The organism is Macrococcus sp. PK (genome assembly GCF_022501545.1).
In the GTDB taxonomy this organism is placed as follows: domain Bacteria; phylum Bacillota; class Bacilli; order Staphylococcales; family Staphylococcaceae; genus Macrococcoides; species Macrococcoides epidermidis.
Window position 1 is genome coordinate 191508 of record NZ_JAEPRF010000015.1, and the last position, 21823, is coordinate 213330.

The following is a 21823-nucleotide window of genomic DNA, read 5'->3' on the forward strand; positions in this document are numbered from 1 at the left end:
GCTTTTTTTGTGTTGTATTTTATATATTATTCATTTTAAAATCCAGTATTAACTGATCGGTATGTGCCACGATTTCTCTAAATAAACCTTGTGCATTGACTTTCTTAGCAAGTGTAGGTGCCTGACCGCACCACATATGAAGAATAGCAGTGTCACCGTTCTTAGCTGCGCTTTGACGAATACTCGTCGTTAAATCATTTTGAAGCGGATAAGGCAGTATATTTGTACCACTCGTTTCCAAATCATTAATAAAATCATTTTCTATACCACGCGCACTTTTACCGCTGAATACTTTTGTTACGGTTGTATCCTCAGGTTGTGCATGGATGATTGCTTCTTTATGCACGTTTGGTGCTTTACTTTCGTGCGTTGTTAAGAAAGTAGTCCCCATTTGCACACCGCTCGCGCCTAACATAAGTGATGCAAGTATACCGCGCGCATCCATTATTCCACCTGCTGCGATTACAGGTAGAGACACGCTATCTACAATTTGAGGAATCAATGCCATTGTGCCGATTGAACGCGTTTTTGTAAACGCGCCTTTATGTCCACCTGCTTCAAAGCCTTGTGCAACCACCATATCTAATCCACTTTGTTCAATCATTCTTGCTTCTTCAATTGAACTTGCTGTACCGATTGTTATAATACCTTTCTTTTTTAGCAGATTAATAATCTGTTGTGCCGGGATGCCAAATGTAAAACTTACAACTGGAACTTCCATATCCATTAACAACTGAATTTTATCAAGAAAAGTTTGTTCAGAGTGTATTTTAACATTTGCTGTCTTTAAATCATATTTATCATAATAAGGTTTAAGTTTCTCCTGCATCATTTGAATGGCACTATCGTCGTATTGAATATCTTCAGGCACGAACAAATTTACAGCAAAAGGTTTATCGGTAAGCTTGCGTACAGCCTCAATTTCATCGCTTAACACATCAGTGGTCATATATCCAGCACCAATTGTTCCTAACCCCCCCTCATTACTGATTGCTGCAACAAGCTCTGGTGTTGTGCTTCCAGCCATGCCCGCCTGTACAATTGGATATGCAATGCTTAGTTGATCTGTCAATCGTGTACTGTTCCACATATCGTTCACCTCTTTGTTATCATACTGTCACTATAACATATTAATAAATTGAAACTAAATTTTTCAATGTGACATTACTTAATTTATGCTATATTTAAATAAAAAATGGAAAAGAAGAGGAGAACATTATGCGTGCGATTCAATATTTAATGTTATCAGCAATGATACTCGTGGCTGGATGTGCAAACGAAGAACAGAAAACAACCGAGAAATCAACAAACACAGAACAAACGACTAAAGAAAACAAAGCAGAAAAAGTGACGACTGAATCAAAAGATTCGTCTGAAGAAGATGTAACCGCAGATCAAATTGATAAAGATAGACCAGCTTCGAATACAACAACGATGAAATTAATCGATACAATAAGTGAAGGACCGATTACTCCAAAATCAGTTGTCGCGAATAATAAAGGTCAGGTTATTGCAAACAATATGATGTACCAGCATACAATTACAGTTTATGATGCGAAATCACGTAAACTCATTAAAAAGTTATCGGATACAGTAGACTTTAAAAAGTTCGGTATCGAAGGTTTTGATAAACCTGTAAGTGGTGCACCAGTTGAAGCAGTTTGGACAAAAGATGGGAAGTATGCGTATGTATCTCAATATCAATTAACAGACCATGGTGCAGAAGCAGAAGATATGTGTTCATCAGGTAAAGCAATCGCAGAATCTGTCGTATATCGTTATAATGCTGAAAAGCAAGACTGGGATCAGGTCATTCAAGTTGGTCGTGTGCCAAAATATGTAGCACTTACACAAGATAATTCAAAATTACTTGTTTCTAACTGGTGTGATAAATCATTATCAGTAGTAGATACTAAGACAGCTAAACAAACAGAACAAATCCCATTAAATGCAATGCCACGCGGTATTGTATCACTGCCAGATAATAAAACAGCTTACGTTACAGCGATGTTCTCGAATGAAATTTATAAAGTGAATTTAGAAACAGGGAAAAGTGAAATGATTCTGCAGACCGGACAAAGACCACGTCATTTAGTACTCGATAATCAAGGGAAGACAATCTACATTACGGTGGCGGGTGCTAATGAACTATTAAAATATGATGTTGCAACAGATAAAGTTATTGCGCGTGCTACTACAGGAAAAGAACCACGTTCAATGGCAATTTCACCAGACAGTACAGCAGTGTATATCGTTAATTATGATGAGAATACAGTATCAAAATTTGATACGAAGACGTTGAAAGAAATCACGCGTGTTGAAGCAGGATTTCATCCAATCGGTATCACTTATGAAAATACGACAGGTGATGTATGGGTAGCAAACTATGGTGGTACAATCTCTGTTTATGATGATAAAGTAGCAGCATCAACAGCTACATCAAAATAAGTTATCATTATGTAAATTAATTAAGTTGTGATATATTTAATTTGAATTACAATATACATTTGGAGGTCTATCATGACAGAATTAATTCCTTACTTAGCGTTTGAAAGTGCAAAAGAAGCGCTAGCATATTATGAAGAAGTATTTGGAGCAACAGACGTTAACAGATTACCAGTAGGAAAAGAACAGGCAGGACAATTTGGTGTAGACCCGGAACAAGCTGAAGAGATGACAATGCATTCTGAATTTAAAGTAGCGGGACATAAATTATATGCAGCAGATAGATTTGGTAAAGCTGGAGATTTCAATAATAGCATGACATTATCTTTAAACTGGGACAAATCAAATGCTGAAGATACTGCAGCAATGACTGAACTATTCAATAAAGTAGCAGCACACAATGAGACGAAAGTGCATATGCCGATTGAAGAGCAATTCTGGGGCGGTGTGATGGGCGCATTAGATGATAAATACGGTGTACACTGGATGTTTAACGGAAACTAGAATAAAAAATTAATCAGACCAAAGTTAAAATAGCTTTGGTCTTTTTATATGCTATTAAAGTATAATGATGTGTGAGGGGGGAGAGTATGGCATTAAGTATTTTGTATCATGACGATAACAAACTAAAACGTGTTAATACAATAGATGATTTACCAAAAGATGCAACCTTCATTTGGTTTGACTTTGAAGGGGCGAATGAAGAAGAGAGTGAACTTTTTAAACAACATTTTGACATTAATGGATTAACGATAGAAGATGTAATACACAGTAATTCCAGACCGAAATATAAAAATTATAATGCATATGAGTATTTAGTATTCCAGAAGTTTGAACGCGATACATATGAAGCAGAAACGATTAATGTGCTCCTGAAAGATAATGTTTTTATTACCTATCATGAGGAAGATATTGAAGCAACAGATGAAATAGATGCTTTAGCGAAAGAATTAGAAGAAGAAGCACCAAGTAATTTGACACCAAAAGTAGCAGCAATGATGTTGCTTGATAAAATAGTAGATTTCTATACGGAGACTGTAGAATCGATAGAAGATAATGTGCTTAGTTTTGAAAAAAGACATTCTAAAGATAAGAAGCAACATTATATAATGGATGATATCTTTGACTTAAGAGCAAAATTGATTCGTATTAAAGGGATTATCGTACCAATGAGTGAACTGGTAGATGAATTAGAACGTGATCAGCATATGATAGAAACAGAACACGATCATCATTATATTCACCATATTCAGGACCATATGATTAAGCAGAAGAATATTATAAAAAATTCGCAGGAACTCACGGATGAAATAAGAAATAACTATGAATCGTATAACAACTATAGAATGAACCGTGTAATGCAGATGTTAACCCTCGTATCCACTGTATTTCTACCATTGACATTGATTGCAGGAATTTACGGGATGAACTTTGAGTACATGCCGGAACTGAAATGGAAGTATGGATACTTTACAGTACTGATCGTAATGGCGTTATTATTAGTTGTAAGTATGGTGTATTTTAAAAAGAAGAAGTGGTATTAACATGTTAGGATTATTTAAAAAGAAAAGATCAAAACCAGAAGTAGATGAATCTAGAATTGATTTAAATATTAGAAAAGAATTAGAGAAGACATTTATAAAAAGACACGTGATGAATGAAAAAGCTGTGAATGCAATCGTAAATATCTTTAGGAAATACCCACAAGAAATAATAATCGTTCATAGTTTTTCGAGTGAACCTAGATATAACAAAGAAAGTTTTAGGATTAAAATTGAAGAGATAATGAATTTGTCTTTTGCGGAGCAAATTGGGTATATAGACACTTTATTATTGATATATGACAGTGAATATCAACCATTAATTTATTGGAATATAATTAGTGGAAACTTATATATTCATCCTAAATTTGAAGATATCACAATTGTTGAAGATACTTTTAATCTTACTGAAAATTATTTATGGGAATCCTTCAATTCAGATGTTAAAGACATAATATATTTTGTTGATACTAAAATTAGAGGATATAAATCCATTGGATGGTCAGCTACATGGGATTCACTTGAGTTCTTTGAACTAGTAGAAGCGTTTAATATCACAGGAGCAATATTAAATGAAGGTTATGAAGAAACGCATGAAATTTTAGAACAATACAAAGTTGAATATGAAAAATATGAAGGTTTCTTACTTATCAATGGAAATATTCATCCTGAATTTTTAATGAAGTATTATAACATTAATGGAAATCAGGGCACTATATGTGAAATGGCACTTTTTGTTGATATGAAAGAACCAATTTCTAAAGAAATGATTAAAGGGAAATATGTAGATATAAAAGACTATAAGGTTATATTACCTATAGATGATTATGATGATATTCTATGTTTCTTTAATTTTTAGTATTTCCTTAAGGATGTATTATTAATTTTATGCAAAAAAAATAAGCCCCTTGAGGGCTTATTTTTCAACATTAAATATTATAATTTAACGATGTTAGCAGCTTGAGGTCCACGTTGACCTTCTTCGATATTGAATTCAACTGCTTGACCTTCTTCTAAAGTTTTGTAACCGTCTCCTTCGATAGCACTGAAGTGAGCGAATACGTCGTCTCCACCTTCAACTTCGATGAATCCAAAACCTTTTTCTGCGTTAAACCATTTAACTGTACCTTGTGTCATAATAATGACCTCCAAATAATTATTAAATAATATCTAATGTTTTACATAAGAAAACTTCACATATTTCAAAAAGCAAACCCTTAACACGATTACTTTTTGTAATATGTGAAGTCCTTACGTTTCTTGCATATGTTCGATATATTTGTACTAAGTATATAACGCATATCAAGTTTTGTCAATGTATTTGTAACTTTAGTTTATTTTCACCTGGTAAGTGTGCCATAAATTGTTGAATAGAGTAGCATGAATCTACTTCTTACATAAAGCTTTTATTTTCTTTAATGTAACTATAAAGCAACACGATTAAAGTTGCGCCTAAGTAAACGAGTTCAGGCACGTCCTGAATGATATTTAATGGTTTGGAAGTATCAAGTGTTAATAATTTATAGAATGAAAAGAAGAACAGGATGCCGATAACATAATCGAACGCTTTTGCATAAGCAGAAGTTCCGATCATTCTTTTTTCTTTATCTACTGGGTGTTTTGTTTTAAACATCGTCGTTTGACCATATATTTTATATTTAAATAATTCGAACAAGATGAAAGTTAGAATAACGATACCAGCAAGTAATTCTCTCATGAAGACACTCCTTATGGTTTTTTATACCAATAATGTTAACATATGAATAAAATATTCTCAATAAACAAAAAAAATAAGCCCCTTGAGGGCTTATTTCTTCACATTAAATATTATAATTTAACGATGTTAGCAGCTTGAGGTCCACGTTGACCTTCTTCGATATCGAATTCAACTGCTTGACCTTCTTCTAAAGATTTGTAACCTTCACCTTGAATAGCGCTGAAATGAGCGAATACGTCGTCTCCGCCTTCAACTTCGATGAATCCAAAACCTTTTTCTGCGTTAAACCATTTAACTGTACCTTGTGTCATAATAATGACCTCCAATAAATTATTAAATAATATCTAATGTTTCTCCTACAAAGAAAAATTCACATATTACAAAAAGTCTCGACTTAACACGATTACTTTTTGTAATATGTGAAGAAGCTTTGTTTGTTGCATATGTCCGATATATTTGACTTAAGTATATAACGGATCGTTTAATAAGTCAAACATGTGTTCTTGTGATTTGGTCTTAATATCTCGATAAAGTGCGTAGGTATCAGTCAAATTGAGTGAAATATTTATTTTTATATTGCCTAATTGGATCAATAATAGCTGTAAAAATGAAATTATAGATAAAAAAAGATAAGCCCCTTGAGGGCTTATCTTTCAACATTAAATATTATAATTTAACGATGTTAGCAGCTTGAGGTCCACGTTGACCTTCTTCGATATCGAATTCAACTGCTTGTCCTTCTTCTAAAGTTTTGTAACCTTCACCTTGAATAGCGCTGAAGTGAGCGAATACGTCGTCTCCGCCTTCAACTTCGATGAATCCAAAACCTTTTTCTGCGTTAAACCATTTAACTGTACCTTGTGCCATAATATAATGACCTCCAATAAATTATTAAATAATATCTAATGTTTTACAAAGAAAACACTTCACATATTACAAAAAGTGTTGTCTTACATTATTACTCTTTGTAATGATGTGAAGAGCCTTAATTTCTTGCATATGTACGATAATATTTGAATTTATTATATAATGATTCATCACAATTGTCTAGTATTTATAGTCACTTTAATACAATATGAGTAAAATAAGAATTTATTTTACGTGTATTGAGGCATATATTAGGAGAATTGAAATAGTCTTATTGTACCAGGTGGTGCTGTAAATATTCGATAAATTGAATGAAACCATGTTTCTCAACAGTCATATCGTATGCATTATCAGTGCGGTGAGAAGAATCATGATTTTCTAATAAAGCTTTTAAGTGAATCGTAATATCGATAGTCGTTTCATGAATATTCTTGATATCGATATATAATGATGGTTCTACAAAATGATATTTACCTGTGTTCAATGATTGAAGGTGACTGAGTATAATCAGATCTTCTTCATATAATATATGTTTAAATAGTAAGTTACGATGCCCATTAATAAAAGCAATTTCAAATTTCACTACTTTTGGATCATGTTCAATACTGTATACTTTATAGATCATTGATGTACTATTGTTGATATCCATTAAAGGAAGCGTGTTATTCATCATGATCACCTCGATACAATTATAGCAAAATATGTAATATAAATGAAAATGATAAATAGTAATCACGACGTTAAATGAAATTTCCTAAATACAAAGAAGATATATTTAAAATAACCTGATCATCACTACAGCACATACTAACAATCCTAAGCCTAACATTTGAACACGTGTAATTGGGACTTTTTTGGCACCAATTAAACCGAACATATCAATGATAATGCTGCATAAAATTTGCCCGAATAAACAAATGACGACTACTAATCCAGTACCTATTATAGGGACGAGATATGCCATAAGTAAGACAAAGAAAGCACCGATAATCCCACCGCACCAGATCCATATAGGCTTATCTTTGCCAAATGCCAAATTAAAATTGCTTAAATTCTTATTCACAAAAGTTACAACAATAAATAACATCAAAGTTCCTACTAAAAATGAAATAAACGCAGCGTGAACAGCTGAGTGGAGTAAGCTGCCTAAATGCCCATTAATTGCAGATTGACTGGCCATAAGCATCCCTCCAATAACGCCTAACAACTGAAAAGGTAATTTATTGCTGCTGCTACCTTGAATATGGATGGCCTGTCGTTTCTTTCTCAGGTAATCTGGTAATACGATTACACACAATACACCGAGTAATAAAATAACAATTCCGATGAATCGCAAAATGGTGAAACTTTTCTCGGGTGAATAAAATAATCCAAAATGATCAATAAGCATACTCATAATAATTTGCCCCATAATTGGAAGTACCACTGTTTGCACGCCACCTAGTTTCGGAAAAAGTAAAATGTTTGTCGTAAGACCGATAAGACCGAAAATACCACCTAGCCAGATCCATAACGGATTGTTGAAGAAAATTGATGGTGCGATTAAAACACTATGTTTAGTCGCGAGTGTCATGATGAATAAAAAAATTGTTCCCACTAAAAAAGAAATAAATGATGCTACAAATGGTGATAAAACATATGTGCGTAACCTAGAATTAACTGCAGTTTGCACAGGAATCATCAGCCCAATAACAAAGGCAAGCAATATATATAACATAACAACACTCCTAAAATATAATAAAATAATCATACACGATTTGAGAGTGAATTTCATAAAATAGATACAAATATTTTGACAATGTAGAATATAAGGTTGTTAAATATTATTTTTATTTTTATGTTAAAATTATTTTAAACGATAAAAACTGTAGGTGAGGAAATGGGAAATGAATTACTGAAAATATTAATTGATGAAAAAGCAAATCAAATCATTCAGCTGACACGGGATAAAGCGATGACAACGAAAGAGATTGCAAAAGCTTTAGATGTTAAGACATCAAATCTGTATTATCCTATTAAGAAACTGATGGAAGTTGAAGCGTTAAAAATAGTTGAAGAAAGACAAATCAAGAATATGACTGAATATTATTATTCAAGTGAACACTTAAATAAATCACCAATTAATTTTGATTTTCCAGCAATAAAAGAAAACTTCGATACTATACTAGCGTTTTACACATTAGAAGTTCAAAAAGTATTCGATGCACTCAAACGAGATGCTGATGAGTATGGTAAATTGACTGATGAAGAATTAAAGAAGATTGAGACACCTAACAGTGCTCAAATGTCTAATTTAGAAGTGCAATTACCATATGAACAATGGATGGAATTAATGAACGAAATGAGAGCTTTAAGTCAAAAGTATGAAGAAAAGTATAAAGATTTAGATCATAAAAATGTGTATCAAATTCAACTGTCATCATATAAAGATGAAACTGAGTAGAGTAGCATAAGCTGCTCTATTTTTTTGTTTAGTAAAATAGTCTGATAATTTTCATTGACTTATTTATTTTTATCAGTAAAATATATTTTAACGATAAAAAATAATAGGGGTGATGATATGTCGGACAAAAATTATCTTTTAACGGGAAGGCTCATTTCAGCGTTAGGTGATTCAATTTATTCAGTGGCAATTATGTGGTATATCTTTGATGTGACAAAAGATGCTTTTATTACGAGTGTCACTTCAGCAATTATCTTTACACCAGGTATTCTTTCTGCTTTTGCTGGCCCGGTAATTGATCACTTCAATCGCAAGAAGATGATGCTAATCGCACAAATCATGCAACTATTTATTATGATCTTTATTGCAGTGATGTTCTATTTGAATCTTATGCCTATAAGTGTATTATTATTTAGTCTGTTTATCTTAGGATTAATAGAAGTAGTAGAAGGTAATGCGGAAAGTGCATTGTCTCCTTTGGTGATGGAAGAAGATGAACTTATTGGATATAACAGTTTTGTAAGTACAGGTTCAACGATAATAGGTGTCATTGCAAAATTAATAACAGTTTGGCTAGTCATGAAAGCTGGTATAGAAAGTGTTTATTTTCTAAATGCAGCGACCTTCTTCCTAGCTGTGCTATTCTTCTCCAAGATAAAATACAGCCATATTGATAACGGCGTATTTAATACTGAAATTTACAGAACTTCTATAACTGATGGATGGAAATATTTCGTGGGTAATAAGTTGTTTTTATTTACCTTACCTGCTATGATCGCAAACTTTACAGGTAGTATGACCAATGCGATATTGCCGGCATTTACTTATAGTAGAGGTGGAGATTATGCATATGGCTATTATTTAACGGCGAGTGTTGTCTTCGCTTTGATAGGTTCTTTGATTACTCCTAAATTTAAAGATGTAGATATTAACAAGATATTAATGATTTCTCCATTGATATCTGGTGTATGTATGGTACTTACAGCTATCGTTCCAAATTATTATGCTTCAATTTTCTTTTATGGTTTAATGACGTTACCAATTATGGTGCTAAATATCAGTATGTTTACTTATATTCAGAAGATGGTTGATAACAAAGTGTTAGCACGTGTAGGCACTATAATGAATGCACTATGTATGGTAGCGATGCCTGTTGGATCATTGCTTGGAGGCGTTGTGGCAAAACAATTTGGTGTAGATGTGCCAATTTATATTTCAGGCATTGGATTTATGAGTTTGACAGTAGTGTTTCTGCTGTTACAGCGTAAAGGTGGAAAGATTGATATACAAAAAACCGTCTAAGTTATACTCAGACGGTCTTTGCTTTTGGTGACTCATACCATTCTTTTAGGAATGCGTATAATACTTGAGAGAATCGTTCTAACTCTGTTGCACTAATTCTTTCGTCCACACTATGTGCTTCAGATAATTGTCCTGGCCCATAAAGGATCGTCGGTATACCGAAGTCTGCTAACCATCCACCATCTGTAACAGTTGAGCTCATTTCGTGTTTTAGAGGTGTATTGAATACTGATTGATGAGATGTCGCTAGCAGTTCGAATCCTGGATGGTTTATAGGTACTGTAAAACTTGGGAAGATTTCACCTTTATCTTCAATCATTGAAGTGCCGCCCCACTCAAAAGAAAGCGGATTTTCTCTTAACCATATATCAGCATCGGCTACTTTATTTAAATAATCTTCTATTTCTTTCGTAATATCATGATAATTTTCTTCAGGTAAATAATGAACCGTAATCCAGAGTTTACATTCATCTGCAATAAAGGCTGGATGTCTGCCACCTTCAATGACAGCTGGATTAATCGTATTTGCACCTGCAGGCATTCCAGGACTTGATTTCATTACTGCCCAGTGCTGTTCAAGTTCTCTTAAAGCGGTGATCACTTTCATCATTTTTTCGATTGCACTGGCCCCAAACAAACCACCGCCTGCATGGATGGTATTCATTCTGGCGCCATCGTGGATGGTATTATTGCTTTTAACAGTAATCCATCCTGTAATAACGCCACCTTGACCTTGTGCTACACAGTCACTTGTGTCTAATACCAGTGCTAAATCAGCTTTAGGAGAATGTTCGCAGGCAGTTTTTGTCCCGGCTTCTCCAACTTCTTCACCGACGACTGAATGAACAATAATATCTCCTTTAGGCTGAATGTTTTCGTGTGATAGTCTTTCCAATACATAAAATAATGCACTCATGCCACCTTTCATATCACTGACACCTCGCCCATATAACCAGTCATCAACTTGAGTGAGCTGAAATGGCGGATATGTCCATTCATCTTCGCTTACTTCAGCAACATCTACATGTCCGTTTAATATTAATTTTGGAGCATTTGCATCCGTACCTTTTAGTGTCGCTACGATTACAGAATCATTTTTATACAGTGGAATTCTTTCGATTTGAAAGTTAAGATTTTTTAGTAGCTGTTCAATTTCATTTTGTAATGGGTCTGTATTCCTTGCCGGAGGACTTTCAGTATTATAACTGATTAATAAATCGAGTATGTCGTAAAGTCGGTTGTTCAAATCAATCACTCCTTCATCATGTTGATTTAAGTATAACAACGAATAGGATGAATTTGGAAATGAAAAGGGGATGTCCGAAGACATCCCTTATTTCCATCGTTCTAATTTCTTCAATTGCATCGGATAGAAAGCTTTCATCATAAATTTAGCAACTGGATTCCCTTTGCCATTTGAAATACCTTGCTTACCGCGTTCAAGCATTTCTTCCATCGTAATATTAGGATCAATATACTTACCGTCTTTGTAACAATAATTACAATACTTAGAGCTTAAGCTCCCATCAACTTCTGTACCACGAACATCTTCACCGTGCAGATTAAGTGGCATACCACAACTTTGACAAAATTTCTCCATATGAACGCTCCTTATACATGTTGATCAAATAATAATGTATTACCGTCTAAATCTTTTACCATAAAATATCCTGGGCCAGATTCGTTCTCAGCTGTTAACGGTGTGATGCAATCATAACCTGCTGCCTCTAATTTAGCTGCGATTTCACGTACATCTGTACCAGCAATTTCCTGACCTTTCTCATTCCATTTCGGATTAAACGTCATCATAAACTCTTCAAACATTCCTTGAAATAATCCGATACGTGCTGCACCATTACTTAACACAACCCAGTTTTGCGTAATGTCGCCACTGACTTGTTCAAAGCCTAATGTTTGATAAAATTTAAGTGATGCATGAATATCCTTTACCGGTAAACTTACTGAAAAATTGCCTAATTCCATCAATCTTCACTCCTTATCCAAAATAGTATGCTGCTAACGTCATGATCATAATACAAATCAGTTTGTAACTTTCATTAATTGCGATTAATTTAAAGGATTTCATTTCAAAGAAATAGTTTTTAAGAGCTGAAAAGATAGAAATAATTGCAATCGTAAATCCAGCACAGAAAATATTTAAATCTGTGTGCGACAATATGAAAAAGATGAGTAGTGATACAAGAATTTCTACTACAAAACCTGTAATCATTTGAGGTGTACCACTACCTGCTGCTTTGATTTGTTCATCTGAAATACCGACTTCTCGTTGCCATAACTTACCGAATAATACGGTATACCAAAGTGCGCCTACCATAAAGGCTAATGCTCCGGCAATAATTGCTGCTAATATACTCATTAATTGTTCTCCTTCATTGCTTCTACTTTTACGCGCTGCATAAAATCATCAACAACTTTTTGATTTTGTTTTTTTGGCATTAATTTAAGCATCGCTTTTCCAGCAAAGTTGACTCCTTTATTCGAACCGCTGTAAATGAAGCGCGTTTCGTGCTCTGAAATCTTTTCTAATACATAATCTGCTTCAATATCAAACATCTTAGCAAGTTGAAATCCAGATTTGTTGTGTTTGCGGGTCGGTGTATCTTCATGTTCTAAATCCGTCACGATGTACTTCATTACCTTGTTGCCTTCTTTGTACGATTGTTCATACGTAGAACCCACAACACCCGGTTTCTTTTCTAATACTTTCATTTCAACAATTTGAGGCATAATGCGTTGAATGTTTTCTAAATCAAATAATGACCATACTTTTTCGATATTTACAGGTATTATCATTTCTTCTTCCCAAGTAATCATATGTACCTCCATTTCATGTGTTCAATTTAATCTTATACGATATTGTTCTAATTAGCGAAAGAAAAGTAGCGCATTACATGGGTTAGAATGGTTAAGATAGTTAATTGTGATAAAATAATAAGAAATGAATTAAGAGGTGATAGCTTGGTTGTACTTGTTTCCGGTGGTGGATCAAAAGAAAGCAATGTTGTTGTGAATCAGTATTTTGCTGATTTAATTAATAATGGAGCGGTTCTATACATCCCAAATGCGGGTGATGAATCAATTAGGAGTTACCAAGACAGCTATGCCTATGTTAAAGATATGTTTAATAGTATAGGAATTCGTAAAGTTGATTTGTGTACAAATTTGAATAACATCTCCCTAGAAATGCTTAATCAATATGAAGCAATTTATATCAGTGGTGGTTCTATTTCAAAGTTAGTTGGTGAAATCAGATCTGCAGGCATAGTAGAATTAATTGCTTGGTATGAGAAAGAAAAAGTAATTTATGGACAAAGTGGCGGTGGTATATCACTTGGAAAAGACGTTTCGTATTTTGAAGAGGCGCGTGATACGAAACCTTTGGGTTTAATTGATTGTGCAATTACTTGTCACTATAAAGATGAATATTATGATCATGTTTTAAATGGAACTAGAATGAATACATATTGTATTCGAGATAATGAAGCCGTGTTATTTGATGGTGATAATGTTGAGTATATTAATGGAGAAGTTCTTTACATAGATAGAAATAATAATTAACATCACATTTTATATATTCTATGTATCCTGGTATACTTAAAGTGTATTTTGAGTTGTGCAAAATTTAAATAAAAGGGGATGGCAATATGATTAAAGCAGTGCCGTATTTCATTTTCCACAATACTTTAGAGGTGCTAGATTTTTACGAACAACATTTAGGCGCAAAGATTATTAGCAAAACTTTAGGTGATGACGAAATGTTCAAAGACATGCCAGACGAATTCAAAATGCCTGATGACGTTGCAAAGCAATTCGTAATGAATGCCGAGTTTGAGATTTTCGCCGAACGTTTTATGGTGAGTGATACTTGGGGTCAAAAAGAAGTGAGTAATGAAGGGACTTCAGTTTGCTTCACATTTGATGGCAACAATGAAGAAGAGATTAAAGCTGCAACTGAATTTTACAACAAAGCTATTGCAGCGGGTTGTAAAGAAGAAATGCCTTTAGGACAAACAGAATGGTCTAAACTTTATGGTCATTTTAAGGATCCATTTGGTGTGACTTGGATGATTAATGCATTATAGTTACAAGTTTTCCTTCTCCGAATGGGGGGGGATTTTTTTTATCGGCCAATATTGTAGTGAATTTGAATATATGAGCAAAAATTGGCCGATAAATTGAGTTTATCGGCCAAATTTTGTTGGAAAGCAACCGAATCTTAAAATATTGGCCGACAAAATACCGGCAATGAAATCATAAAAATGGGCGAAATTCGAAAATGATTGCCGGTAAATCGAAAATACCGGCAAATAACATGAGTAAACTCATCCTTTCCCTTTATGACAAATGTCATATTAATCTCATGACGTATGTGAATTATCTTCTTAACTACATTTCTGTTTAATAAAGGTAAGGAGGGTGATTCCCATGATTACAATTACAAACTTAAATAAAGATATTGGTAAGAAACATATTCTAAAAGATATAAACTTAACGATTAACAAAGGTGATGCAGTAGCGCTTGTAGGTCCTAATGGTGCTGGGAAATCAACATTGATTGATTGTATGTTAGGTAATAAAAAAATGACTTCAGGTAATATTGAGGGTCAGGCTTTGATATTGGATCATTATAAGTCGAGTGTTTTATATCAACATACTTATTTTACTCCGAACATGAAAGTGAAACAGATTATTGAGTTTTTCCAAAACTTATATCCAAACGCTTTAACGATTGGAGAAATCAAAACAATCACCCAATTTGACGATACGGTGCTAAACACTGAAGCGGATAAAGTTTCTGGCGGTCAAAAACGTATTTTAGATGTTGCGTTGACTTTGATGGGGCGTCCTGAATTTATCATTCTAGATGAACCTACTGTTGGTATGGATACTTCTACACGTAAACGTTTTTATGAATTAATTAAAGAACTGAAGGTAGAAGGTAAGACAATTTTTTTTACTTCACATTATATAGAGGAAGTTGAAAGTTTATCTGACCGTATTGTCGTACTGCATCAAGGAGAAATAGTACGTGATTCAACACCTCGTGCACTGCGTGAGGAATCAACGCAGAAACAAATTGTATTACCTAGGAAATATGAAGCGGAAACAATGGATTTAAAGGATATTTCATCTACAAAAGTCGACGGTGAATACATTATCATTCACACAGCAAAAGTTGATGCTGTGGTTCAAGTATTGTTGAATCATCATATTAGTTTCGAACATGTAGAAATTACGAATGAGTCATTGCTTGACCGAGTATTTAAAGTTGTGGAGGAGGAACGTCATGAAACAGTTTAAAGCGATGTTAAAGTACGAGATGATTGATATGAGCCAGCGTAAAAGTGTGTTTATCATGTCAGTCTTGCTACCTGTTGTATTCTTTTTAGTGTTTGCTGCTTTAATGAAGACGCCAAAGCCTGAGCAAATGACATTTTATATCCGTGATTATATGCTTTCAATGACGACGTTTAGTTTAACAAGTTTTGCGATATTCACTTTCCCAGTTGAAATGATTAACGATAAGAATAATGGGTGGAGCCGTTCATTATTTAGAACGCCATTGAACCCTATCATTTATTATTTATGTAAGGTCATAAAGATTGTCATCATGTTTATGATTTCAATTGTCATTGTATTTTTAGTTGGCCATTTTGTAAAAGACGTGAATATGAGCGCACTAGAATGGATCATCAGTTTCTTTGGATTACTGTTTGGCGGAACTATCTTCTTAACACTTGGTATTCTATTATCTCAATTTAAAGATGCGCAAAAAGTCAGTACACTCGGTAATATTTTATATCTTGGTTTAGCAATGTTGGGTGGTTTATGGTTTCCAGTCGTGACATTCCCAGAATGGTTACAACCAATCGCGAAACTAACACCAACGTATAACTTTAAAAATATCGCAGCAGGACAATTTGAAGAAAGTTATCCATGGGAATCGATTGGGATTTTACTTATCTATGCTGTCATCTTTATAATGATAAGTGTATGGATGAGAAGGAGATCGGAAGTGATTTAATTGAAATGGAAACACATCAATTTGATGCAATACGGCACATCATTGATATTTTTAATTTTTCCTATAACGAGTATGTTGCAAACAGCATCACTTGAATGGAAATTGATGAAGCTATTATTTATTGTTCTGTATTTAATATCAGTCATCTACATGATGAATAGTAATAAGAATAAAAAGATATTCATTGCGTTTTGTATTGTGATATTAAGTATCACGATATTTATTCATTTTTGTAATCCTGGTAATATTTTATTCTATCTATTTCCGATTTCATATGTTCCTTATGCCTTAGGAAAGAATATAAATTCTTTATACGGTAGAATAACGCTGATTACTTTGTTGTTAAATTACGCTGTATTATTTATTCAAAGTCCTTCATATGGCATCGACTTATCACCGCATGTATTATTCATTATCATGATGATGTTCTCTATGGATTACTTCGCAGAGCAATCACGCAAGCAATATGAGATGAACATTAAGAATGAAAAGCTTGCGTTGCTTTCTACACAAATTGAACGTAATCGTATTTCTCAGGATTTACATGACTCACTCGGGCAGGTATTTAGTACGCTTGCTGTCAAATCTGAACTTGCGGTGAAATTGATCGATAAATATCCTGATATGGCGAAAGAGGAGTTACAGGAAATTCATTCACTATCACAGGAATCATTATATAAAGTAAGGTCAATCATTGAAGATATTAAATCGACTACAATTGAGGATGAAGTAACACAAGTTGAGAAAATATTGAATGATGCAAATATTGAAATTGAGAGAAAGGTTCATTACGAGTCTGTTAATGAAATTCAGCAGCATGAAATTAGTATGCTGATTAAAGAACTGATTAATAATGTTATCAAACATAGTGAGGCAACGAAAGTTCAACTTCTTATTGATCAAGTTGATAACATATTAAATTTATCATTGAGTGATAATGGTAAAGGATTATCAAATGGTATGAGTTTAAAAAGTATCGAAGCGCGAGCGCAGGCAATGGATGGTATCGTGAAAACGAAAAGCTTAAATCCAGGACTTGGCGTATATGTCACAGTAGAGGTGAAGTCATGAAATTACTACATGCAGAAGACCAAAGTATGTTACGTGAAGCAATGAAGAAACTGTTGGTGATTAGTGGTACGTTTGATGAAATTGTAAGTGTGTCGAACGGCGCAGAAGCAATCAATGCTATTGATGACTCATTTGATATTGCATTGCTTGATATTGAAATGCCTGAAAAGAGCGGATTAGAAGTGCTTGCATATATTCGAGAACACAAGTTAGATGTAAAAGTTATTATAGTCACAACATTTAAACGTCCTGGTTATTTTGGACGTGCTGTAAATTTAGATGTGGACGCATATGTATTAAAAGAACGCTCAGTAGATGAACTTACAGAGACGATTCATTCTGTCATGCAGGGGAAAAAAGAGTATAGTCCAGAACTTCTGCCTTTAATGCTCACTAAAAATCCATTAACTGATAAGGAGCAGGAGATATTAAAGTTAATAGGAGAAGGATTGACGAGTAAAGAAATCAGTCAAAAGTTATTTTTGAGTGATGGCACCGTCCGTAATTATACGAGCATTATTTTAGAAAAACTCGGAGCAGATAACAGAGTACTTGCATGGAAGATGGCAAAAGAATTGGGATTTATAGACTGAAGACTGTAAAAAATGCAGTCTTCTTTATTTTTAATTTAAATATAGACGATCATCTATATTCAATGTATACTATAAGTGGAATATAGACAATCATCTATATAAAGAGGTGAAACGATGGATTATGAATATTTGGCTAAGTTGTTGAAAGTATTATCAGATAAGAATCGTCTGGAAATTGTGGATTTACTGAGCTGTGGTCCGTTATGTGCATGTGATATTTTAGAGCATTTTGAATTCTCGCAACCGACGTTATCGCATCATATGAAACAATTGAAACAAAGCGGTATCGTAACGAGTTGGAAAGAGGGTACGAACGTGATGTACGCTAACAACTTAGAAGTCATCGAACAAATCGTCAATTTACAAAATCAAATTTTTGTACCACATCAAAATTGTGTGTGCAAAACAAATGAGGAGTGTTAATTATGGTAGAAATTAAATTATTTGAACCAGCGATGTGTTGTTCTTCAGGTGTATGTGGCCCATCTCCTGATCAGGAACTGATTCGAGTGAATGGTGATATTGAAAAGATGAAACAAAATGGAATTAAAGTATTACGTTACAACTTAACGAGCGCGCCGAATGCTTTTGTGCGACATGAAGCAATCATGACATTAATCAAAGATAAAGGTGAAGCGATTATGCCGATTACGATGATTAACGACGAAGTTGTCAAAACAGGTAGTTATATGACAACAGATGAAGTATTAGATATTATCGTAGTTCATGATTTACAAAATAACTGTTGTGCCCCTGGGGGTAACTGCTGTTAGGAGTGAAGTATCATGCAAAAATTTAATCCAGATGCTATACCTTTAACAAAATATTTATTCTTTACGGGTAAGGGTGGTGTCGGTAAAACATCAATTTCGAGTGCGCTTGCTGTCCATTTAAGTGAACAAGGCAAGCGAGTGGCACTCGTTAGCACAGACCCTGCGAGTAATTTGCAGGATATATTCGAAATGGACTTAACGAGCGAATTAACTCAAGTGCCATCATTACAAAATTTATATGTAGCGAACTTCGAACCTATTGAAGCGGCTGAAAAATACAAACAATCTGTCATCAAACCATATATCGGAGTTCTTCCGGAGTTTGCGATAAAAAACATGGAAGAACAACTAAGTGGTTCATGTACTGTAGAAGTTGCAGCTTTCAATGAGTTTACTGGCTTTCTGGCAAATAGAGATTATGCAGAACAATTTGATCACATTATCTTTGATACAGCTCCGACAGGTCATACGTTAAGGATGCTCGAACTGCCTGATGCATGGTATTCATTTATTGAATCATCAACGCATGAAGCATCGTGTCTTGGTCAACTTTCTGGTTTATCGGACAACAAAAAAATATACTTAGAAGCAGTTAATAAATTGAAAGATGCCAGTTTAACAACGATGATGTTTGTTGCTCGTGGTGATCAGCACAGCATCCAGGAACTAATGCGTGCAATGGATGAACTACGCGATTTAAATATTACGAATGACATGGTTATTATTAATGGTGTCATCGAAAATCCAACGAGTAATCTTGCGCGTCAAAAAGCGAATAGAGAACAAACGGTTCTAAAACAATTTGAAGATTTTTTAACTCAAGTGCCGACCTATTATGTACCTATGAAACAGTTTAATATTTTCGGGATTGAGGCGATGAAACAAATGTTCACTGATGACACTTCAATCAACAATCATGAAAGTGTTGTTTTAGATAAAGGGCATTCAATAGATGAACTCGTTAACAAAATGATCAAGGATAATAAACGTTTCATCTTTACGATGGGTAAAGGTGGTGTAGGTAAGACAACAATTGCTAAAATAATCGCGAAACGCTTAGCTAGGCAGGATAAGTTTGTCTTATTGGCAACTACTGACCCGGCAAATATTTGGTATGATACTGAATCAAACGACCAAATTACAGTGAATTATATTGATGAAGTAGAGGCATTAAGTGACTATGAAGCAGAGGTGTTAGCTGCTGCAGAACATCTTTCTCAAGATCAAATTGATTATATTAAAGAAGACTTACGTAGTCCTTGTACTCAAGAAATAGCGTTTTTCAGAGCTTTTAGTGATTTTATCGCAGACAAATCACATGATATTGTTGTAATTGATACAGCGCCAACTGGACATACATTATTATTGCTAGATGCTTCACAAAGCTATCATAAAGAGATAGAACGAAATACAGATGTATTACCAAGTTCAGTATCATCATTATTGCCGAGTATAACGAACAACGATTTAACTGAAATGGTCATTGTGACACTCGCTGAACCTACGCCTATTAAAGAAGCAGAGCGTTTGAAAGTAGATTTAGAACGCGCCGGTATCAATCAGCGTATGTGGGTCGTAAATAATACAATCGCTACACAAGCAGATACGCACGATATGTTTAATAGTAAAATTCAGGAAGAACGTAAACAAATCAATAAACTAATAGCACATCAGCCGTTTGTAGCGATACAACCTTATGATGTCAATATAGATGAGGTAGCAGCATTATGATAACAGCCATTGCGATTGCAATATTCTTAATAACTTTAACATTGGTCATCTGGCAGCCGAAGAATCTTTCAATTGGATATTCTGCTGTAGGTGGCGCCATACTCGCACTTATTTTTGGTGTTGTGGATTTCAACGATGTCATTGATGTAACGAACATCGTTTGGAATGCGACATTTACATTTATCGCAGTGATATTAATCTCGCTCATACTAGATGAAATAGGTTTCTTTGAATGGGCAGCATTGCATATGACGCATCTAGCAAAAGGGAATACCTTTAAAATGTTTGTTTACGTATGCATATTAGGTGCCATCGTTGCAGCATTTTTCGCAAATGATGGTGCAGCTTTAATTCTTACACCGATCGTGCTGGCGATGGTGCGTAACTTAAACTTCAACGAAAAGATGGTCTTTCCTTTTATTATTGCGTCAGGATTTATCGCTGATACAACAAGTTTACCGTTAGTTGTAAGTAACCTTGTGAACATCGTATCAGCTGATTATTTTGATTTATCATTTATGGAATATGCGAAACATATGTTTCTACCGAACATATTCAGTTTAATTGCAAGTATCACAGTGCTCTGGTTATACTTTAAGCGTAATATACCAGCAACATATGATAAGGATACGTTACGTCAACCGAAGTCAGCGATTAAAGATATGAAATTATTTAAGATGTCGTGGATTGTACTGGCAATCTTATTAATTGGATATTTAGTGAGTGATTTTATTAACTTCCCGGTAAGTATTATTGCATCACTCATTGCATTTATATTTATTATATTCGCAAGACAAAGTCCAGCTGTGAACACAGGCAAAGTAATTAAAGGTGCACCGTGGGCAATCGTCTTCTTCTCAATCGGCATGTATGTTGTCGTATATGGACTAAAGAATGTAGGACTGACAAGTTTACTCGCAGGTGTAATCGATAATATTACACAAACGAATTTATTTGGTTCAATTATAGGTATGGGCTTCTTATCAGCAATACTCTCATCTATTATGAACAATATGCCTACCGTATTGATTGATTCAATTGCAATTAAACAAAGCCAGGCATCAGGGGTGCTTCAAGATGCTTTAGTATACGCTAACGTTATCGGATGTGATTTAGGACCTAAGATTACGCCTATCGGAAGCCTTGCAACGTTACTCTGGTTACACGTATTAAGTGGTAAAGGTGTAAAGATTTCTTGGGCAACGTATTTTAAAACAGGCATCGTCATTACAATTCCCGTATTGTTTGCGACGCTTGTAGGACTTTATATATCAATGAGAATATTTGGATAAAA

Annotated in this window: 28 protein-coding genes; 16 read left to right on the plus strand and 12 right to left on the minus strand. The window is 34.2% G+C overall.

Annotated elements, in window-relative coordinates:
• Positions 1 to 19: 19 nt before the first annotated feature.
• Positions 20 to 1090, minus strand: a complete 1071-nt coding sequence (locus JJJ02_RS10115) for an NAD(P)H-dependent flavin oxidoreductase (RefSeq protein ID WP_239241965.1) — start codon at positions 1088 to 1090, stop codon at positions 20 to 22.
• A 128-nt stretch (positions 1091 to 1218) separates the two neighbouring features.
• Here JJJ02_RS10115 and JJJ02_RS10120 point away from each other — a divergent pair, with 128 nt between their 5' ends.
• The 4 genes from JJJ02_RS10120 (at position 1219) to JJJ02_RS10135 (ending at position 4845) form a co-directional block, all read left to right on the plus strand.
• Positions 1219 to 2448, plus strand: coding sequence for a YncE family protein (locus JJJ02_RS10120; protein WP_240838829.1), 1230 nt, complete (start codon positions 1219 to 1221; stop codon positions 2446 to 2448).
• Positions 2449 to 2520: 72 nt separating this feature from the next.
• Positions 2521 to 2949, plus strand: a complete 429-nt coding sequence (locus tag JJJ02_RS10125) for a VOC family protein (RefSeq protein ID WP_133446834.1) — start codon at positions 2521 to 2523, stop codon at positions 2947 to 2949.
• 86 nt (positions 2950 to 3035) lie between these two features.
• Positions 3036 to 3989 carry a magnesium/cobalt transporter CorA gene (gene corA, locus JJJ02_RS10130; RefSeq protein ID WP_239241963.1) on the plus strand — a complete coding sequence of 318 codons (954 nt, stop codon included), beginning with the start codon at positions 3036 to 3038 and terminating at the stop codon, positions 3987 to 3989.
• Between the two features lies 1 nt (position 3990).
• On the plus strand, positions 3991 to 4845 hold the full coding sequence (locus tag JJJ02_RS10135) for a hypothetical protein (protein ID WP_240838831.1): 855 nt from the start codon (positions 3991 to 3993) through the stop codon (positions 4843 to 4845).
• Between the two features lie 77 nt (positions 4846 to 4922).
• Here JJJ02_RS10135 and JJJ02_RS10140 read toward each other — a convergent pair whose 3' ends face one another.
• The 6 genes from JJJ02_RS10140 to JJJ02_RS10165 form a co-directional block, all read right to left on the minus strand.
• Entirely contained in the window at positions 4923 to 5123 is a 201-nt protein-coding gene (locus JJJ02_RS10140) for a cold-shock protein (protein WP_086041794.1), read from the minus strand.
• 256 nt (positions 5124 to 5379) lie between these two features.
• The gene (locus JJJ02_RS10145; protein ID WP_111717313.1) at positions 5380 to 5703 is read right to left on the minus strand and encodes a hypothetical protein; all 324 of its coding nucleotides are present in this window, start codon (positions 5701 to 5703) and stop codon (positions 5380 to 5382) included.
• Between the two features lie 110 nt (positions 5704 to 5813).
• On the minus strand, positions 5814 to 6014 hold the full coding sequence (locus JJJ02_RS10150; protein ID WP_099578802.1) for a cold-shock protein: 201 nt from the start codon (positions 6012 to 6014) through the stop codon (positions 5814 to 5816).
• A gap of 355 nt (positions 6015 to 6369) precedes the next feature.
• The gene (locus JJJ02_RS10155) at positions 6370 to 6570 is read right to left on the minus strand and encodes a cold-shock protein (RefSeq protein ID WP_096077387.1); all 201 of its coding nucleotides are present in this window, start codon (positions 6568 to 6570) and stop codon (positions 6370 to 6372) included.
• 271 nt (positions 6571 to 6841) lie between these two features.
• Positions 6842 to 7240, minus strand: coding sequence for a hypothetical protein (locus JJJ02_RS10160; RefSeq protein ID WP_239241960.1), 399 nt, complete (start codon positions 7238 to 7240; stop codon positions 6842 to 6844).
• 105 nt (positions 7241 to 7345) lie between these two features.
• Positions 7346 to 8287, minus strand: coding sequence for a DMT family transporter (locus tag JJJ02_RS10165; RefSeq protein WP_240837329.1), 942 nt, complete (start codon positions 8285 to 8287; stop codon positions 7346 to 7348).
• A 162-nt stretch (positions 8288 to 8449) separates the two neighbouring features.
• On the opposite strand from JJJ02_RS10165, the gene JJJ02_RS10170 reads away from it, so the two are divergent.
• A complete protein-coding gene (locus tag JJJ02_RS10170) occupies positions 8450 to 9013 on the plus strand; it encodes a winged helix-turn-helix domain-containing protein (RefSeq protein WP_099578795.1) in 564 nt (187 codons plus the stop codon).
• A 117-nt stretch (positions 9014 to 9130) separates the two neighbouring features.
• Positions 9131 to 10315 carry an MFS transporter gene (locus JJJ02_RS10175; protein ID WP_240837327.1) on the plus strand — a complete coding sequence of 395 codons (1185 nt, stop codon included), beginning with the start codon at positions 9131 to 9133 and terminating at the stop codon, positions 10313 to 10315.
• A gap of 7 nt (positions 10316 to 10322) precedes the next feature.
• Here the strand turns inward: JJJ02_RS10175 and JJJ02_RS10180 are convergent, their stop codons facing one another.
• From JJJ02_RS10180 to JJJ02_RS10200, 5 genes are all read right to left on the minus strand, one after another.
• A complete protein-coding gene (locus JJJ02_RS10180; protein WP_240837325.1) occupies positions 10323 to 11561 on the minus strand; it encodes an acetylornithine deacetylase in 1239 nt (412 codons plus the stop codon).
• 87 nt (positions 11562 to 11648) lie between these two features.
• Positions 11649 to 11915, minus strand: coding sequence for a zinc ribbon domain-containing protein (locus JJJ02_RS10185; protein ID WP_111717324.1), 267 nt, complete (start codon positions 11913 to 11915; stop codon positions 11649 to 11651).
• An 11-nt stretch (positions 11916 to 11926) separates the two neighbouring features.
• Positions 11927 to 12298 carry a VOC family protein gene (locus JJJ02_RS10190; RefSeq protein ID WP_240837323.1) on the minus strand — a complete coding sequence of 124 codons (372 nt, stop codon included), beginning with the start codon at positions 12296 to 12298 and terminating at the stop codon, positions 11927 to 11929.
• Between the two features lie 13 nt (positions 12299 to 12311).
• Complete coding sequence (locus tag JJJ02_RS10195; protein ID WP_111717327.1) at positions 12312 to 12692, minus strand: DUF1761 domain-containing protein; 381 nt, start codon at positions 12690 to 12692, stop codon at positions 12312 to 12314.
• Positions 12692 to 13150, minus strand: coding sequence for an SRPBCC family protein (locus JJJ02_RS10200; protein WP_239241956.1), 459 nt, complete (start codon positions 13148 to 13150; stop codon positions 12692 to 12694). Before JJJ02_RS10200 ends, JJJ02_RS10195 begins: the two co-directional genes overlap by 1 nt.
• 87 nt (positions 13151 to 13237) lie before the next feature.
• Between JJJ02_RS10200 and JJJ02_RS10205 the strand changes: the two genes are divergently transcribed.
• From JJJ02_RS10205 to JJJ02_RS10250, 10 genes are all read left to right on the plus strand, one after another.
• On the plus strand, positions 13238 to 13894 hold the full coding sequence (locus JJJ02_RS10205; RefSeq protein WP_239241955.1) for a Type 1 glutamine amidotransferase-like domain-containing protein: 657 nt from the start codon (positions 13238 to 13240) through the stop codon (positions 13892 to 13894).
• A gap of 86 nt (positions 13895 to 13980) precedes the next feature.
• On the plus strand, positions 13981 to 14418 hold the full coding sequence (locus JJJ02_RS10210) for a VOC family protein (RefSeq protein ID WP_239241954.1): 438 nt from the start codon (positions 13981 to 13983) through the stop codon (positions 14416 to 14418).
• A gap of 343 nt (positions 14419 to 14761) precedes the next feature.
• Positions 14762 to 15637, plus strand: a complete 876-nt coding sequence (locus JJJ02_RS10215) for an ABC transporter ATP-binding protein (protein WP_239241953.1) — start codon at positions 14762 to 14764, stop codon at positions 15635 to 15637.
• Entirely contained in the window at positions 15624 to 16361 is a 738-nt protein-coding gene (locus tag JJJ02_RS10220; RefSeq protein WP_239241952.1) for an ABC transporter permease, read from the plus strand. Before JJJ02_RS10215 ends, JJJ02_RS10220 begins: the two co-directional genes overlap by 14 nt.
• Positions 16362 to 17432 carry a sensor histidine kinase gene (locus tag JJJ02_RS10225; RefSeq protein WP_239241951.1) on the plus strand — a complete coding sequence of 357 codons (1071 nt, stop codon included), beginning with the start codon at positions 16362 to 16364 and terminating at the stop codon, positions 17430 to 17432.
• A complete protein-coding gene (locus JJJ02_RS10230; protein WP_111717339.1) occupies positions 17429 to 18025 on the plus strand; it encodes a response regulator transcription factor in 597 nt (198 codons plus the stop codon). The genes JJJ02_RS10225 and JJJ02_RS10230 overlap by 4 nt, the downstream gene beginning before the upstream one ends.
• 114 nt (positions 18026 to 18139) lie before the next feature.
• The gene (locus tag JJJ02_RS10235; protein ID WP_096077374.1) at positions 18140 to 18448 is read left to right on the plus strand and encodes an ArsR/SmtB family transcription factor; all 309 of its coding nucleotides are present in this window, start codon (positions 18140 to 18142) and stop codon (positions 18446 to 18448) included.
• Positions 18449 to 18450: 2 nt separating this feature from the next.
• A complete protein-coding gene (gene arsD, locus JJJ02_RS10240) occupies positions 18451 to 18798 on the plus strand; it encodes an arsenite efflux transporter metallochaperone ArsD (RefSeq protein WP_239241950.1) in 348 nt (115 codons plus the stop codon).
• Positions 18799 to 18810: 12 nt separating this feature from the next.
• Positions 18811 to 20529 carry an arsenical pump-driving ATPase gene (gene arsA, locus JJJ02_RS10245; protein ID WP_239241949.1) on the plus strand — a complete coding sequence of 573 codons (1719 nt, stop codon included), beginning with the start codon at positions 18811 to 18813 and terminating at the stop codon, positions 20527 to 20529.
• Positions 20529 to 21821 carry an arsenic transporter gene (locus tag JJJ02_RS10250; RefSeq protein ID WP_308192406.1) on the plus strand — a complete coding sequence of 431 codons (1293 nt, stop codon included), beginning with the start codon at positions 20529 to 20531 and terminating at the stop codon, positions 21819 to 21821. Before arsA ends, JJJ02_RS10250 begins: the two co-directional genes overlap by 1 nt.
• Positions 21822 to 21823 lie beyond the last annotated feature (2 nt).

Coding starts and splice junctions, on each gene's coding strand:
- JJJ02_RS10135 (WP_240838831.1), top strand. CDS start 3,991: ATGTTAGGATTATTTAAAAAGAAAAGATCAAAACCAGAAGTAGATGAA.
- JJJ02_RS10155 (WP_096077387.1), bottom strand. CDS start 6,570: ATGGCACAAGGTACAGTTAAATGGTTTAACGCAGAAAAAGGTTTTGGA.
- JJJ02_RS10175 (WP_240837327.1), top strand. CDS start 9,131: ATGTCGGACAAAAATTATCTTTTAACGGGAAGGCTCATTTCAGCGTTA.
- JJJ02_RS10215 (WP_239241953.1), top strand. CDS start 14,762: ATGATTACAATTACAAACTTAAATAAAGATATTGGTAAGAAACATATT.
- JJJ02_RS10190 (WP_240837323.1), bottom strand. CDS start 12,298: ATGGAATTAGGCAATTTTTCAGTAAGTTTACCGGTAAAGGATATTCAT.
- JJJ02_RS10195 (WP_111717327.1), bottom strand. CDS start 12,692: ATGAGTATATTAGCAGCAATTATTGCCGGAGCATTAGCCTTTATGGTA.
- arsA (WP_239241949.1), top strand. CDS start 18,811: ATGCAAAAATTTAATCCAGATGCTATACCTTTAACAAAATATTTATTC.
- JJJ02_RS10125 (WP_133446834.1), top strand. CDS start 2,521: ATGACAGAATTAATTCCTTACTTAGCGTTTGAAAGTGCAAAAGAAGCG.
- corA (WP_239241963.1), top strand. CDS start 3,036: ATGGCATTAAGTATTTTGTATCATGACGATAACAAACTAAAACGTGTT.
- JJJ02_RS10230 (WP_111717339.1), top strand. CDS start 17,429: ATGAAATTACTACATGCAGAAGACCAAAGTATGTTACGTGAAGCAATG.
- JJJ02_RS10115 (WP_239241965.1), bottom strand. CDS start 1,090: ATGTGGAACAGTACACGATTGACAGATCAACTAAGCATTGCATATCCA.
- JJJ02_RS10140 (WP_086041794.1), bottom strand. CDS start 5,123: ATGACACAAGGTACAGTTAAATGGTTTAACGCAGAAAAAGGTTTTGGA.
- JJJ02_RS10145 (WP_111717313.1), bottom strand. CDS start 5,703: ATGAGAGAATTACTTGCTGGTATCGTTATTCTAACTTTCATCTTGTTC.
- JJJ02_RS10210 (WP_239241954.1), top strand. CDS start 13,981: ATGATTAAAGCAGTGCCGTATTTCATTTTCCACAATACTTTAGAGGTG.
- JJJ02_RS10150 (WP_099578802.1), bottom strand. CDS start 6,014: ATGACACAAGGTACAGTTAAATGGTTTAACGCAGAAAAAGGTTTTGGA.
- JJJ02_RS10205 (WP_239241955.1), top strand. CDS start 13,238: ATGGTTAAGATAGTTAATTGTGATAAAATAATAAGAAATGAATTAAGA.
- JJJ02_RS10185 (WP_111717324.1), bottom strand. CDS start 11,915: ATGGAGAAATTTTGTCAAAGTTGTGGTATGCCACTTAATCTGCACGGT.
- JJJ02_RS10200 (WP_239241956.1), bottom strand. CDS start 13,150: ATGATTACTTGGGAAGAAGAAATGATAATACCTGTAAATATCGAAAAA.
- JJJ02_RS10220 (WP_239241952.1), top strand. CDS start 15,624: ATGAAACAGTTTAAAGCGATGTTAAAGTACGAGATGATTGATATGAGC.
- JJJ02_RS10160 (WP_239241960.1), bottom strand. CDS start 7,240: ATGAATAACACGCTTCCTTTAATGGATATCAACAATAGTACATCAATG.
- JJJ02_RS10170 (WP_099578795.1), top strand. CDS start 8,450: ATGGGAAATGAATTACTGAAAATATTAATTGATGAAAAAGCAAATCAA.
- arsD (WP_239241950.1), top strand. CDS start 18,451: ATGGTAGAAATTAAATTATTTGAACCAGCGATGTGTTGTTCTTCAGGT.
- JJJ02_RS10120 (WP_240838829.1), top strand. CDS start 1,219: ATGCGTGCGATTCAATATTTAATGTTATCAGCAATGATACTCGTGGCT.
- JJJ02_RS10235 (WP_096077374.1), top strand. CDS start 18,140: ATGGATTATGAATATTTGGCTAAGTTGTTGAAAGTATTATCAGATAAG.
- JJJ02_RS10165 (WP_240837329.1), bottom strand. CDS start 8,287: ATGTTATATATATTGCTTGCCTTTGTTATTGGGCTGATGATTCCTGTG.